The organism is Brevibacillus sp. B_LB10_24 (assembly GCF_046036945.1).
Taxonomy (GTDB): Bacteria; Bacillota; Bacilli; order Brevibacillales; family Brevibacillaceae; genus Brevibacillus_C.
On sequence record NZ_JBJQOQ010000008.1, the window covers coordinates 1 to 14,050 of the forward strand.

General features: G+C 56.5%; 12 protein-coding genes. 8 read left to right on the forward strand and 4 right to left on the reverse strand.

Features of this window, described 5'->3' with window-relative positions:
• Positions 1-240 precede the first annotated feature (240 nt).
• The gene (locus ACI7RC_RS09515) at positions 241-1,179 is read right to left on the reverse strand and encodes a DMT family transporter (RefSeq protein ID WP_408108006.1); all 939 of its coding nucleotides are present in this window, start codon (positions 1,177-1,179) and stop codon (positions 241-243) included.
• Between the two features lie 226 nt (positions 1,180-1,405).
• Between ACI7RC_RS09515 and hemA the strand changes: the two genes are divergently transcribed.
• From hemA to hemL, 8 genes are all read left to right on the forward strand, one after another.
• A complete protein-coding gene (hemA, locus tag ACI7RC_RS09520; protein WP_408108007.1) occupies positions 1,406-2,770 on the forward strand; it encodes a glutamyl-tRNA reductase in 1,365 nt (454 codons plus the stop codon).
• Between the two features lie 22 nt (positions 2,771-2,792).
• Entirely contained in the window at positions 2,793-3,611 is an 819-nt protein-coding gene (locus tag ACI7RC_RS09525; protein ID WP_408108008.1) for a cytochrome C assembly family protein, read from the forward strand.
• 16 nt (positions 3,612-3,627) lie between these two features.
• Positions 3,628-4,305, forward strand: coding sequence for a precorrin-2 dehydrogenase/sirohydrochlorin ferrochelatase family protein (locus ACI7RC_RS09530; RefSeq protein WP_408108009.1), 678 nt, complete (start codon positions 3,628-3,630; stop codon positions 4,303-4,305).
• Positions 4,277-5,224 carry a hydroxymethylbilane synthase gene (hemC, locus tag ACI7RC_RS09535; RefSeq protein WP_408108010.1) on the forward strand — a complete coding sequence of 316 codons (948 nt, stop codon included), beginning with the start codon at positions 4,277-4,279 and terminating at the stop codon, positions 5,222-5,224. Before ACI7RC_RS09530 ends, hemC begins: the two co-directional genes overlap by 29 nt.
• Positions 5,221-6,735, forward strand: coding sequence for a uroporphyrinogen-III C-methyltransferase (cobA, locus tag ACI7RC_RS09540; RefSeq protein ID WP_408108011.1), 1,515 nt, complete (start codon positions 5,221-5,223; stop codon positions 6,733-6,735). Before hemC ends, cobA begins: the two co-directional genes overlap by 4 nt.
• A 31-nt stretch (positions 6,736-6,766) precedes the next feature.
• On the forward strand, positions 6,767-7,750 hold the full coding sequence (gene hemB / locus ACI7RC_RS09545; protein ID WP_408108012.1) for a porphobilinogen synthase: 984 nt from the start codon (positions 6,767-6,769) through the stop codon (positions 7,748-7,750).
• Between the two features lies 1 nt (position 7,751).
• The gene (gene ahbA / locus ACI7RC_RS09550) at positions 7,752-8,804 is read left to right on the forward strand and encodes a siroheme decarboxylase subunit alpha (protein ID WP_408108013.1); all 1,053 of its coding nucleotides are present in this window, start codon (positions 7,752-7,754) and stop codon (positions 8,802-8,804) included.
• Between the two features lie 95 nt (positions 8,805-8,899).
• Positions 8,900-10,201 (forward strand): glutamate-1-semialdehyde 2,1-aminomutase, encoded by a 1,302-nt coding sequence (gene hemL / locus ACI7RC_RS09555; RefSeq protein WP_408108014.1) that lies wholly within the window; start codon positions 8,900-8,902, stop codon positions 10,199-10,201.
• Between the two features lie 35 nt (positions 10,202-10,236).
• Here hemL and ACI7RC_RS09560 read toward each other — a convergent pair whose 3' ends face one another.
• Genes ACI7RC_RS09560 through ACI7RC_RS09570 form a run of 3 tightly spaced genes read right to left on the reverse strand, consistent with a single transcriptional unit; the run spans position 10,237 to position 14,050 of the window.
• Positions 10,237-11,799, reverse strand: a complete 1,563-nt coding sequence (locus tag ACI7RC_RS09560) for a glycosyltransferase family 2 protein (RefSeq protein ID WP_408108015.1) — start codon at positions 11,797-11,799, stop codon at positions 10,237-10,239.
• On the reverse strand, positions 11,796-12,773 hold the full coding sequence (locus ACI7RC_RS09565; protein ID WP_408108016.1) for an NAD-dependent epimerase/dehydratase family protein: 978 nt from the start codon (positions 12,771-12,773) through the stop codon (positions 11,796-11,798). The genes ACI7RC_RS09560 and ACI7RC_RS09565 overlap by 4 nt, the downstream gene beginning before the upstream one ends.
• Entirely contained in the window at positions 12,770-14,050 is a 1,281-nt protein-coding gene (locus ACI7RC_RS09570) for a nucleotide sugar dehydrogenase (protein WP_408108017.1), read from the reverse strand. Before ACI7RC_RS09570 ends, ACI7RC_RS09565 begins: the two co-directional genes overlap by 4 nt.

Sequence of the window (14,050 nt, forward strand, 5' to 3'; positions counted from 1 at the left end):
ACGGAAAAAAACGGCACACGCTTGTCGACCAAATGCTACGTTGAGTTACTCCCAGTCATTTTTGGTCGACGTGCCGTTTTGTGAAGTGGAGACGGCCAGTCCAGCTCCCCCGCTGGCGTGCCACGAACGAAGCGAGCCCATTTTTCTCGGTCTCACGGCCTATGTTTACCATAAGCCAAAAACAAAAAACGCGAGGTGCAAAACTGAACTGCACCCCGCGTTTTCACATTTCAACCACAACTATGCCGACCGCTTTTCCGGCCGCCCCGGCCGCTGCCCTCTCCATTGCCTGACCCAAGCGTTGATCGGCAGCTCCGCCAGGATCATCCCGCTGAGGATTAAAGCGCAGCCCACCAATTGCGTCGTCGTAAGAATTTCGTTGATCCACAGATAAGAGGTGATTGCAGCGAACACCGGCTCCAAGGAATAGATCAGCGCCACGCGGGTCGGAGACGTCTTCTTTTGCAGCGTCGTCTGCGCCAAAAAGGCCAAGGCCGTACCAGGTATGGCGGTGACGAACAAGCCCCAGGCTACTTCCGGTTTCGCCAGCGTGCCGATGTCAAAGGCCAGATGCCAGTCTTCAAAGCAGAAAGCGTACACGAAACTGAGCGCGGAAACTGTCAAAAGCTGCACAATTGCCAGCAGAAACGCCGAATAGTGCGGGGCGTACTTGCCGGTGAAGACGATCTGCAGGGCAAAACAGATCGTACAGCCGAAGACCAGCAGATCCCCCAGGTTGATCGTCAGCGAGTCGCTGAGCGTCAAGAAGTACAAACCGCACGCCGCCAGCACCACGCCAAACACTGCCGGCAGCTTTACCTTCTGCTTTAACAGCAGGAAGGCCAGCAGCGGGACGAGCACAACCGACAATCCCGTGATAAATCCGGCCTTTGACGGAGTCGTATAGAGCAGGCCGACGGTTTGAAATGCGTAGCCGCCGAACAGCCAAACGCCGAGAAAGGCGCCTGCTCCGACAAGCCGCCACGAGATGGTCGACCAGGCATTGCGGAAAAACAAACTCATGATAACGATTAAAAAAATGGAGGCAACCAAAAAGCGAACAGCGTTAAAGGTATTGGGGGGCAAAAGTCCGATGGCGTTTTGCACGACCACAAAAGTCGCACCCCAAACAAGTACGACCAGCCCCAGAATCATATCGGCAAGGATTGAATTTTTCAACGTTTTGCACCCCATGTTCCACAGTTAATAGAGCCATTTTATCACTTTTTTGCCAGAATGGTTACTCCCTTTTTTGTGGTGCCGGGTTCGAACTGCCGGGCTTGACAATCCCCAATCTGCAAGCTTAATAAACTTTTCACATTTGAAAGTGGCCTTCTCGGGACATAATGTTATAATAAGAGTGCATTTTACGAGAAGAAAACGCATGGAAATCTGGGAGGAAGCTATGGAAATTCTGCTCTTAGGCCTTAATTATAAAACGGCACCTGTTGAAATCAGGGAAAAGTTCACGTTCAATGACGACAGCACCCCAAGGGCTTTGCATCTCCTCTCCCAGACAAAAAGCGTTGTGGAAAGTGTCATCCTCGGTACCTGTAACCGCACGGAAATCTACGTTATCTGCGATCAGCTGCACACAGGCCGTTTTTACACGCGCAATTTTTTGGCGGAATGGTTTGGCGTCGACAAAGAAGCAATCCAGCCGCATTTGTATATAAAGGAAAACGATGAAGCGATAGAGCATCTGTTCCGGGTCACCTGCGGACTTGACTCCATGGTGATGGGCGAGACGCAGATTTTGGGGCAGGTGCGCGACGCTTTTCTTCTGGCCCAGCAGAACGGCACGACCGGGACCGTGTTCAACACGCTGTTCAAACAGGCCGTCACCCTGGCCAAGCGGGCTCACACCGAAACGGAGATCGGCCAAAACGCGGTATCTGTCAGCTACGCCGCAATCGAACTGGGCAAAAAGATCTTCGGATCCTTCCAGGGCAAGGAAGTCCTGATTATTGGGGCCGGCAAGATGAGCGAGCTGGCGGCCAAACACCTGCACAGCAACGGCGTGTCTCGCGTCCGTGTCGCCAACCGGACACTGGAGCGGGCTGCCCAGCTGGCGGAGAAATTCCACGGACAGGCATGCGGGCTGGATCAACTGCCCGACTTGCTGCAGTCGGCCGATATTGTGATCAGCTCTACCGGAGCCAGCGGCTACGTCGTGACCAAGGAGCAGTTGAAGCCGATCATGAAGCAGCGAAAGCAGCGCCCGCTGTTTATGATCGACATCGCCGTGCCGCGTGACTTGGATCCGGGACTGCACGAGCTGGACAACGTTTTCCTCTACGACATCGACGATCTGGAAGGCATTGTCGCCAGCAACCTGGAGGAGCGGTCCAAGGAGGCGGTGCGGATTGAAGCGATGATCGGCGAGGAAATGGTCGCCTTCAAGAGCTGGTTCCAGACGCTGGGCGTGGTGCCGCTGATCTCGGCGCTGCGCGAGAAGGCGTTGGACATTCACAGCGATGCGATGCGCAAAATCGAGAATAAGCTTCCCGACTTGACCGAGCAGGAGCTTCACATCATTCGCAAACACACTCGCGGCATCATCAACCAACTGCTGCATTCGCCGATGGTTCGCCTGAAGGAACTGGCGGTGCAAAAACGCGCAGACGAGGTCTTTGAGATTTTCTCCTCGATTTTTGCTCTGGAAGAGATCATGGAACGCCGTGAACAAGAGGCGGCATGGGAAGAGAGAAAGAAACAGGCTGCAGGGCCTGAACATGGGTTGGCGACCCAAACGGGCAAACAGTTTTAGGTGATACAAGGGGGAGGGTGCGATGGCGGAAGCGAGATGGATCTACGATCTGACGATCTTTCTCTACGCAGCGAGCGTTCTCTTCTACTTTAACGACTTCTTGCTGAGCAACCGGAAAGCGAACCGTATCGCTTTCGGGTTGCTTGCTGTCGTTTGGGCGCTGCAAACCGTGTTCTTCGTTTCGCAAATGGCGGCGAAACCTTACTTTCCGGTGCTGACCCTATTTGAGACGCTCTTTTTTTATTCGTGGATACTGGTAACGGTTTCCTTGGCAATCAATTACTTTTTCCGCATCGATTTGCTGATATTTTTTCTCAACGTGATTGGCTTTGTCGTCTTGACGGCTTCCATGTTCTTTCCGGAAACGTCAAGCGCTGCCCACTCCAAAGTGATATCCGAGCTGCTGTTTATCCACGTTACGCTGGCTATGTTCAGCTATGCCGCTTTCGCGCTGTCGATGATTCTGTCGGTGCTGTACCTCCTGCAAAACAAGCTGCTCAAGCAGAAGCGCTGGACGCCTCTCTTGCGGCGGCTGCCCAGTTTGGATAAGCTGGAGCTCTTCTCGTACTGGACCAATATGGTCGGAGTTCCGCTCCTCTTGATGTCGCTGCTGCTGGGGGCGATTTGGGCCCAGTTGGTGGAAACCGGGGGGTTCTGGACGGACGCAAAAGTTTGGATGTCGCTTTTGGTACTGCTTGCTTACTCCATTTTGCTGTACAAACGGTTTACCGAGGACTGGCTGGGACGCAAACTGGCTTGGGGAAATCTCGTCGCATTTGTTATTCTACTCTTAAATTTTGTTTTTACTGATGTCATTTCCAACTTCCACCGCTGGATGTAAAAAAGAGGTGACAGCGATGAAAAAACAGTATCCTTTGATGATCGATCTGACGGGGCGTGACTGCCTGGTGGTCGGCGGCGGTGGAGTTGCCCTTCGCAAAGCAGCTTCACTGGCTGCAGCTGGCGCGATTGTCACGCTGATCTCGCCGGAACTGCATCCCGATCTTGCAGAGATGGTTGCATGCGGTCAGGTACATTGGCGAAAGGAGCCTTTTGGCGGCCAGGATGTGAGCGGCTATGACCTGGTTGTGGCGGCGACCGATCAACCGGAGGTGAATTTTGCCGTCTACCAGGCAGTGGCGGCCAACCGGGGCTGGATTAACATCGTCGATCGTCCCGACTTGTGTAATTTTATCGTCCCGTCTTCGGTGCATCGCGGGAAGCTGGTCATCTCCGTTTCTACATCGGGAGCCAGTCCCGCTCTGGCCAGAAAGATCAAACAGAAGATCGAGCAGGAGTTTGGCCCGGAGTACGAACAGTATCTCGACTTTCTCGCACAGATGAGACGGCGGGTGCTCGCCGAGGTGGAGAATCCCGAGAAGAGAAGACAGCTTTTTCAACAGCTGCTTGACGACGCGTTTTTACACGCGTCCAAGGAACAACAAAATCAGATGGCAGAAGCCTTGCTCGAGCGATGCAAGACGGGCGGGGCGCAGGGAGGCAACGATGAGACAGTGGAAAGTAGGTTCGCGTAAAAGCATGCTGGCCTTGACCCAGACCAACTGGGTGATCGATCAGCTGAGGAAGCTTGCGCCAAGCGATTCTTTTGAGATACATGAGATCGTGACCAAAGGGGACGTCATCCTGGACGTCACGTTGTCCAAGGTAGGCGGCAAAGGGCTGTTCGTCAAGGAAATCGAACAGTCGCTGCTGGACAAGAAAACCGACATGGCTGTCCACAGCATGAAAGACATGCCGTCGGAACTGCCTCCCGGACTTGTGATCGGGGCCGTTCCGAAGCGTGTCGACCCCAGGGATGTGCTTCTGTCCAAGGAAGGCAAAACGCTGGGCGAATTGCCGCAGGGGGCGCTGGTCGGGACAAGCAGTTTGCGGCGGGCCGCCCAACTGCTCGCTTACCGTCCGGATCTTCGAATCGAGCCGATTCGCGGCAACATCGACACCCGCATGCGAAAACTGCGGGAAGGCCATTTTGACGCGATCGTACTGGCAGCAGCCGGACTGGAGCGGGTCAACTGGGAGGGGACGGTCGATCAGTTCCTCCCGGTCGAGATCAGTCTACCCGCCGTGGGCCAAGGGGCCCTTGCCATTGAATGCCGCGAGGACGACGAAGAGATGCTGGCGCTCTTGTCCCACTTCGATCACGCGCCCACCCGGCTGGCAGTGACGGCGGAGCGAACGCTGCTGTACAAACTGCAGGGCAGCTGCCAGGTGCCGATCGGCGGGTACGCAACAGTGGAGGAGGGTCATGCCGAAGGCGGCGGGCCGCTGATCCGCTTGACCGGCTTGGTGGCCGATCCCTCGGGCAAGGAGGTATACAAAGAGACGCTGGTCGGCAGCGACCCGGCGGCATTGGGATTGCAAGTTGCCGAGCGGTTGCTGGCAAGCGGTGCTGGCGACGTGCTGGCAAAGGTGACGGAGGAGAATCAGCAATGAGCAGAAGCAAAGTCTTTTTGGTCGGAGCGGGTCCCGGTGATCCCAAGTTGATCACGGTGCGCGGATTGGAAGCAATTCGGCTCGCTGACTGTATCGTTTACGACCGGTTGGCCAGTTCGCAGCTGCTCTCCCATGCCAAGCCGGCCGCTGAACTGATCTACTGCGGCAAGCTTCCCGACCGGCACACTTTGACACAGGAAGAGATCAACCAGTTGCTGGTCGAGAAAGCACAGGAAGGAAAAGTGGTGACACGGCTAAAAGGGGGCGACCCGTCCGTCTTTGGCCGTGTCGGCGAAGAGGCGGAAGAACTGGCCAAACACGATATCCCCTTTGAGATCGTGCCGGGGATTACTTCCGGCATCGCCGTCCCGGCATACGCGGGGATTCCCGTCACTCACCGCAATTTCAATTCCGCTTTCGCCTTCGTCACCGGCCATGAACGGCCGGAGAAGACGGCGTCGAGCATCAATTGGGAAAAATTGTCTACTGCCGTCGAGACGATTATTTTTTACATGGGCGTTGCCAACCTGCCGTTCATCTGCGAGCAATTGATCAAGTACGGACGCTCGCCGAAGACCCCTGTCGCCCTGATCCGCTGGGGCACGACTGTCGATCAGGAGACGCTGGTCGGCACCTTGGAGGACATTGTCGAGAAGCGTGAAGCGGTCGGGCTGACGAATCCGGCGATCATCATCGTCGGCGAGGTCGTCCGCTTGCGAGACAAGCTGCAGTGGTTTGAGAAAAAACCGCTGTTCGGCAAGCGCGTGTTGGTGACGCGCGCCCGCAGCCAAGCGAGTGAATTGAGCGAAAAGATCGTCGAGTTGGGCGGAGAGGCGTACGAGTTTCCGCTGATCAAAATGGTGCCGCCCAAAGAGAGCAGGCCGCTTGACGAGGCGCTGTCCAACCTGGGATCGTACGACTGGGTGATGTTTACCAGCGTGAACGGGGTATCCTTTTTCTTCCAAAGGATGCGCGAGCTGGGCATTGACATTCGCACGCTTTCGGGAAAAGTGGCGGCAGTCGGTCCCAAGACGGCGGAAGCGCTCCGCGAGCGGGGGCTGACAGTCGCCGTGCTGCCGGGCGACTTTACCGCTGAAGGACTGCTGGAGAGTCTTGAAGGCCAATTGAATCCCGGCGAAAAGGTGCTCCTGCCGCGCGCAGACATCGCCCGGAAGACGCTGCCGCGCGAGCTGCGCAAGCTGGGGCTGGAAGTGACGGAAGCCGATACTTATGATACAGTGATAGATGCGGAGAATGCAGCGGAAATGGCGCAATTGCTGGAAAAAAAGGCGATCCAGCTGATCACTTTCGCCAGTTCGTCCACTGTGAAAAACTTTGTGAAGGCGATGGCCGGACACGACTTGACCCGCTTGCTTGAAGGGGTTCAAATCGCCTGCATCGGCCCGATAACGGCGGGGACGGCAAAAGATTTGGGTCTGCCCGTTCACGTCGTCGCCAAGGAATACACGATTCAGGGACTGCTTGACGCTGTCCTGCAAAATGGAGAATAAACAACCTGATAACCGTTTGGGGGGAGAGAATATGGCTATACAGTTTGATCGTCACCGCCGGCTGCGCACCAGTCAGGGAATGCGCAGCCTCGTCCGCGAGCACTACGTACGGACAGAGGATTTGATGTATCCGCTATTCGTCGTCGAAGGGGAGAACATCAAGGAAGAGATTCCGTCAATGCCGGGAGTCTTCCACTTCTCGTTGGATCGGCTAAAAGAGGAAATGGCGGAGGTGGCCGCTCTTGGGATTCCGTCTGTGATGCTGTTTGGCGTCCCGAACCACAAAGACGCCTGCGGGTCGGAGGCGTACGCTGACACGGGAATCGTGCAGCGGGCGATTCGCCAGATCAAGGCCGACCATCCGGATATGATCATTGCCGCCGACAACTGTTTGTGCCAGTTTACCGATCACGGCCACTGCGGCGTGCTGACTGACGACGGACAGATCGACAACGACGAATCCTTGACCTTGCTCGCGAAGACGGCTGTCTCCCAGGCCAAGGCCGGTGCCGATATCATCGCTCCGTCCAACATGATGGACGGCTTCGTGGCAGCGATCCGCGAAGCGCTGGATGAGGCCGGATTGGTTCATGTTCCGATCATGTCGTACGCTGTGAAGTACGCTTCCTCGTTCTATGGTCCATTCCGCGATGCTGCTCATTCGTCGCCGAAGTCGGGGGACCGCAAGACGTATCAGATGGATCCGGGCAATGCCCGCGAAGGGCTGCGCGAGGCGGCGTCTGACGTCATGGAGGGGGCCGACTTCCTGATGGTAAAACCGGGGCTCGCTTACCTCGACATGGTGCACCGCCTGAAGGAAAGCTTTGATTTGCCGCTCGTCGTCTACAACGTCAGCGGCGAGTACTCGATGGTCAAAGCGGCGGCCGAAAAGGGCTGGATCGACGAAGAGAAGATCGTGATGGAAATGATGACGGGATTTAAGCGGGCCGGAGCGGATATCATTATAACGTATCACGCCAAAGACGTGGCCGGTTGGCTGCAAGGAGGGAAATAAGATGTCTGTTGAAGTATTGGACGCGTTGGACCGTGAGATTCTCGATGTGGTACAAAAAGAGATTCCGCTCGTCGCCCAGCCGTTCAAGGTGATCGCCGAACAGATTGGCACGACGGAGGACATTTTGCTCGAACGTCTGCACAAGATGAAGGGCGACACGATCCGACAGACATCGGCGATCTTTGACACCAAGGCGCTCGGTTACAAATCCAGCCTGGTTGCCGCCCGCATCACACCAGAGAAGCTTGATGAGCGGGCGAAGGTGTTCAACCAACATCCGGGTATCACCCACAACTACAAACGCAACCACGACTATAACCTCTGGTTTACGATCGCTGTCCCTCCGAACAGCCGATTCGGCTTGGAAAAGACGGTAGACATCCTGGGCGAGCTGGCGGAAGTGGAGTCGATCCGCATCCTGCCCACCTTGAAGCTGTTTAAAATCGGCGTCCAGCTTGATGTGAAAAAGGAAGCGGCAGCAGCAGACAAAGCGGCTCCCACCTACAGCGAGGAAATGCGCCAAGCGGCGATGCAGATTCCCGTGAACGATCAGGATATCGCCGTCATCCTCGAACTGCAGAAGGACTTGCCGTTCATCAAGCGGCCGTTTGACGCGTGGGCCGAGAACATCAACATGACGCCTGACGAGCTGTTTGCCCACGCGCAAAAACTGGTTGACTCCGGCAAAATGCGCCGCTTCTCTGCCGTTCTGAACCACCGCAAAGCTGGATTCAGGGCAAACGGAATGGGCGTCTGGAACGTACCGGTTGAGAAAACAGACGAAATCGGCATGAAGATGGGATCGTTCCGCGCTGTCAGCCACTGCTATCTGCGCCCGACCTATCCGGATTGGAAGTACAACATCTTTACGATGGTGCATGGACGGGATCTGGAGGAGTGCGAATCGATTCTGCAGGCGATCGAAGACGAGACAGGCATTACCGATCGGATCACCTTGTACTCGACCAAGGAGTACAAAAAGACCCGCGTCTCTTACTTCACGCCGGAAATTTACGAGTGGGAAGCGGAAGTGGCAGAGCGCCTCGGTTTGTAAGGGAGAAGTGCAAAGCGCTTGTTTGGAAAAACAGGCGCTTTTTTCCACATTGGGAAGTGCAGGGATTATCGATCATACTTTTAGAGGTGGTCAGGATGAATATCAATGTAGAGAATTCGAAACAGCTTTTTGACGAAGCGAGGCAGTACATACCAGGCGGAGTCAACAGCCCTGTTCGGGCGTTTGGCAGCGTCGGCGGAACCCCTGTGTTTATTCAAAAAGGGGAAGGCTCCAGGATGACCGATGTCGATGGAAATACGTATATCGATTACATTGGTTCCTGGGGTCCGCTCATCCTCGGCCACTCGCATCCGCGTGTTTTGGCTGCGATCCAAGAGGCGGCAGTGCTTGGAACCAGTTTTGGTGCGCCGACGGAGCGGGAGACACAGATGGCGAAGCTGGTCTGTGAAATCGTCCCGTCGGTCGAAGTGGTGCGCATGGTCAACTCCGGTACGGAGGCGACGATGAGCGCGCTGCGGCTGGCCCGCGGATACACCAAACGGGATAAAATCATGAAGTTTGAGGGCTGCTACCACGGCCACGCCGACAGTCTTTTGATCAAGGCCGGTTCCGGCGTGGCTACGCTGGGGCTGCCGGACAGCCCCGGTGTCCCGCAGTCAACGGCAGTCAACACGATCACGGTGCCGTACAACGATCTGGACAGCGTGCGGCTGGCATTTGAACAGTTCGGCGCAGAAATTGCTGCGGTGATCGTCGAACCGGTCGGCGGCAATATGGGCGTCGTTCCTCCGCTTCCGGAGTTTTTGCCGGGACTCAGGGAAATCACCCAGTCTTACGGCGCGCTGCTGATCTTCGACGAAGTGATGACCGGATTCCGCGTCGCCCGCGGCGGAGCGCAGGAACTGTACGGAATCAAGCCGGACTTGACGACGATGGGAAAAGTGATCGGCGGCGGCTTGCCGGTCGGTGCGTACGGCGGCAGACGGGAGATCATGGAGCAGATCGCTCCGGCAGGTCCGATCTACCAAGCGGGAACGCTTTCCGGAAATCCCTTGGCGATGGCAGCCGGACTTGCTACGCTGCAGGAGCTCGGCAAACCCGGCGCTTACGAACAGCTGGAAGCGCGCTCTGCCCGCCTGGCAGAAGGGCTTGGCGACAATGCCCGCAAACTGGGGATCGTCCATACGGTGAACCGCGTCGGATCGATGGTCTGTCTCTTCTTTACCGATACGCCGGTGGTCAACTATGAAACGGCGAAAAAGTCTGATGTAAAGCTGTTCTCCGCTTACTTCCACAACATGCTGGCAGAAGGCGTCATGCTGCCGCCGTCCCAGTTTGAGGGAATGTTTGTCTCGCTCGCTCATACAGAGGAGGATATTGAGCGGACGATTGACGCCAGCTACAAGGCGATGGAAAAAGCAATCAGCAGACCGTAGGAAAAAAAGGGCTGAACCCTGAAGCAGAAAATCTTCTACTTCAAGGTCAGCCCTTTCAGTTTGTTCCTGGCCCGATTGCCGTCGTACAGTCCGCCTCTTGGCCCTCTCGCCTGCAGCAGGCAATACAGTCCTTCCAGGTGATCGCCAAGGATCCGCTCTACGGCAGGGGGGTAGCCTGCGGCTGCAAAGTGCTGGTCCGGACGAATCCGGTTGAGCCGATCCGCCTCGACGCGATGAACGCAGCGAACAGAGAATCCGGCCAAGGCGGCCATGACCTGTGCCGCAACGGGCGTGAGCAGCAGCTCCCAGCCGATCTGCCGGACGGCGCGGCGGCTCATCGCATGAGGTACGGCAATCATCGAGCCGGCCCCGAGATCCTGGCGATCCAGAGCCAGATTCACCGCGTATTTGCAGGCTGTCACGATATGCAGCGGGAAGCGCAGGTCCAGGTAGTAGCTCAAGTCGTTCAAAGCGACATCCACACCTTGGGCGACAAAAGCGGCAAACGGGTAGAGATCGGCTGGAGGGATCGCGAAGTCCCCGTCGATGAAGAGCAATATATCGCCAACAGCCGCCTTTGCGCCGACGGCCCGGCCCACGTCATTGCCCAAGGCTTCTTCAAACAGGATCGTTTTTGCCCCGAGCCGGGCGGCAATCTGTGCTGTCTCATCGCCGGAGCCGTTGACCACGACGATGATTTCTTTCGGTTCGATTTTTCGCGCTTGGAGGATGACCTCTCCGATGGCGGCTGCTTCGTTTTGCGCCGGGATGATCACGGACAGGCTCCGCCCGCCGTACAGGGATGACTGTACGCCCCACCCGGGCGATACCACCGGAATGGACCGGCTGCCCGAGCTAATCTGCCGGATGAGGTCCCTTTGCCTGTTGCCGTCGGAAAATCCTCCGCGCGGTACGGTTAAAAACTCCGCCAGCGCCGCCAGATGATCGCCTACCATCCGCTTCTCGGCCCGCGGCAGGGTATGATCATACCGGCCGTGCTCATTGGGGCGGAACCGATTCGGGGTGATGACGTCGATCGCATAGCGGTGGGCGATGCGAAATCCCGCCTGGACCAGCCGCAGATGGGCGACGATCGGATCAGCCAGGGTCTCTACGCCTATCGTTCGAAGGGCCTTTCTGGTGATCGCATGGGGCACTGACAGCAGAGAATCGATCTTGAGATCGCGGCGTCCGATCAGTTCGTTCAACACCTGGCGCCAGACGGTGGCAGAATGCGGCCGGCGGTTGGCAGTGAAGAGGTCATCCAGATCATTTAGAACCACATCGGCGTGTCCGTACCGGATCGGTTCCAGAAAACACTGCAAACTTTTGGAAGGAATGACAAAGTCAGCATCGACAAAGAGCAGGATTTCACCGGTGGCTGCTGCCGCGCCGACAGCCCGCCCCACGTCGTTTCCGAGCGGCTTCTCTTCTTCGATTACGATACACCCGCCCGAGCGGCGGGCAATCTCTGCCGTGTCGTCTGTACAGCCGTTGGCGACGATGATAATCTCATGAGGGCACAGTTGTTTGATGGAGCAAATCACTTCAGCGATGGCATCTGCTTCATTGCAGGCCGGAACAACGACGGAGATCAACTTCGTTTTCCGCCTCCTTGCGCCCGGTACCAGTCGATGGTTTGGGCCAAGCCTTCTTCTAAGCCGATCCGAGCCGAAAAACCGAGTAGCCGCTTCGCCTTCCGCATATCCGGAAACCGGTTGGGAATCTCTTCAAAGCCGGACGGATACACCTGCTCAAACGGCACATGGACTATCTGCGATGGCGACCCCGTCAGGCGTTTGACCATAACGGCCAGCGCGCCGATACTGATCGGATGGGCGGAGCCGACGTTGAGAATTTCCTGATCGGCTTTGGGATCCATGGCACTGGCGGTCGCACGGACGGCGTCGCCGACATACGTAAAGCATCTCGTTTGCGTACCGTCTCCGTAGACCGGCATGTCGTCTCCCTCAAGGGACGCGCGGATAAATCGGGGAATGACCCCGGCATATGGGCCTTCCTTGGCCCGCGGCCCATATATGTTAAAATACCTCAGGATGGTGACGGGAAGCCCCTTGGCACCGTATCCCAGGCATAGTGTTTCCTCCAGAGTTTTTGCAACAGCGTAGCTCCAGCGCAGTTTGGCAGTTGCGCCATACACCCTGTCATTCTCTTCGGCAAAGGGAGGTGCTCCCTTCCCGTAGACCTCTGAGCTGGATGCGAATACGACCTTGCAGCCGGAACGGTACGCTGCTCTCAATACGTTGCGGGTTCCTTCGACATTGGATTCAATCATCTCGACAGGCCGGGTCATGGTCGTCTTCACCCCCAAGATCGCCGCCAGGTGAAAGACGACATCAAACTCGGGGATAATCGCGTCCATGAGCTGTTTATCTGTCGTACTTCCCCCGATCAATGGTATTGGTCCCTGCTCCTTGGGCCGATCGCAAGGGACTTCTCCGTAAAAACTGTCTACGACGACCACCTCATGGCCGAGTTCCAAAAGATGCTCTGCGAGATGAGATCCGATAAATCCGGCACCGCCGGTCACCAAACAGCGTTTCCGGTTCATGCCCATCGAACCACCTTCTCGTGGGATTCCGGATAAATTCCCCTCGTATCCAGGATGAACCGGGAGTGCCGACCGATAAAATCCCAAGGAAAGGAAGAGTGATCCGTAATGACGACGACCAGATCCGCCGCTCTGAGCCGTTCGGCTGTAAGCGGAATGGAGGTGTACTTCTGTCCGGCCAGCTCCATTTCAGGGATGAGGGGATCGTGGTAGGCTACCTGAATGCCCGCTTCCTGAAGCAGGGCAAAAATATCGAATGCAGGTGATTCGCGAAGATCGCTCACGTCTTTTTTATAGGCGACGCCGAGGAGAAGAACAGACGGTTGGCTGTTCGGACCGTCTTTCCGCTTCAACAGCTCAGTGACCAGAGAGACGATCTCCTTGGGCATTTGCTCGTTGACCGTTTTGGCGGCTTCGATCATGCGGCTCGACAATCCGAACTGGGCGGCCCGCCATTGGAAGTAAAGCGGGTCGACAGGGATACAGTGTCCGCCGATGCCTGGTCCCGGTTTGAACGGCGTAAATCCGAACGGCTTGGTTGCGGCCGCTTGCAGCGTCTCGCGGAAGCTGATGTTCATCTTCCGGCACATAATCAGCATTTCATTGACGAGCGAAATGTTGATGAAGCGATAGATGTTCTCGAACAGCTTGCACATCTCGGCTACTTTGGGCGAACTGACGGGGACGACGGTATCGAACAGCGTGACGTACAGCTCTTTCACCTTCTTGCAGCAGGCGGGTGTGAGTCCGCTGATGACTTTCGGAATCTGTCTGATACCAAACTGCCTGTTTCCGGGATCGATCCTCTCCGGCGAATACCCCAGGAAAAAATCCTTTCCCGCCTGTAAGCCCGACGTAGCGAGAATCGGCAGGATCACTTCCTCCAGCGTTCCCGGATAGGTGGAACTCTCAAATACCACAGTCTGACCCCGCCGCAAGTGCCGGGCGATATATTGTGCAGCCGAAACCAGCGCTTCAAGATCGGGTTTCTTGTTCTGCTCATCCATTGGCGTGGGCACGGCAACGATAACGTAATCGGCTTTGCCCACTTGTCCGGAAGGCAGTCCGGCGGAAAAGCGTTTTGCTTGCACCACCTCTTTCACACGGTCTGACGGCACGTCAGGGATGTAACTGTGGCCGAGATGGAGCTTTTCAATTTTATCAGAATCCATGTCAATGCCGAGGACGATGCAGTTGCGCCGGGCCATATGCACGGCAAGCGGCAGCCCGACAAAACCAAGTCCGACGACCGCGACATTGACGGAAGTACTGCCCAA

Excerpts from the sequence above, each read along its gene's own strand:
- hemA (WP_408108007.1), top strand. The coding sequence starts at position 1,406 with ATGGAAATTCTGCTCTTAGGCCTTAATTATAAAACGGCACCTGTTGAA.
- ACI7RC_RS09525 (WP_408108008.1), top strand. The coding sequence starts at position 2,793 with ATGGCGGAAGCGAGATGGATCTACGATCTGACGATCTTTCTCTACGCA.
- ACI7RC_RS09530 (WP_408108009.1), top strand. The coding sequence starts at position 3,628 with ATGAAAAAACAGTATCCTTTGATGATCGATCTGACGGGGCGTGACTGC.
- hemC (WP_408108010.1), top strand. The coding sequence starts at position 4,277 with ATGAGACAGTGGAAAGTAGGTTCGCGTAAAAGCATGCTGGCCTTGACC.
- cobA (WP_408108011.1), top strand. The coding sequence starts at position 5,221 with ATGAGCAGAAGCAAAGTCTTTTTGGTCGGAGCGGGTCCCGGTGATCCC.
- hemB (WP_408108012.1), top strand. The coding sequence starts at position 6,767 with ATGGCTATACAGTTTGATCGTCACCGCCGGCTGCGCACCAGTCAGGGA.
- ahbA (WP_408108013.1), top strand. The coding sequence starts at position 7,752 with ATGTCTGTTGAAGTATTGGACGCGTTGGACCGTGAGATTCTCGATGTG.
- hemL (WP_408108014.1), top strand. The coding sequence starts at position 8,900 with ATGAATATCAATGTAGAGAATTCGAAACAGCTTTTTGACGAAGCGAGG.
- ACI7RC_RS09565 (WP_408108016.1), bottom strand. The coding sequence starts at position 12,773 with ATGAACCGGAAACGCTGTTTGGTGACCGGCGGTGCCGGATTTATCGGA.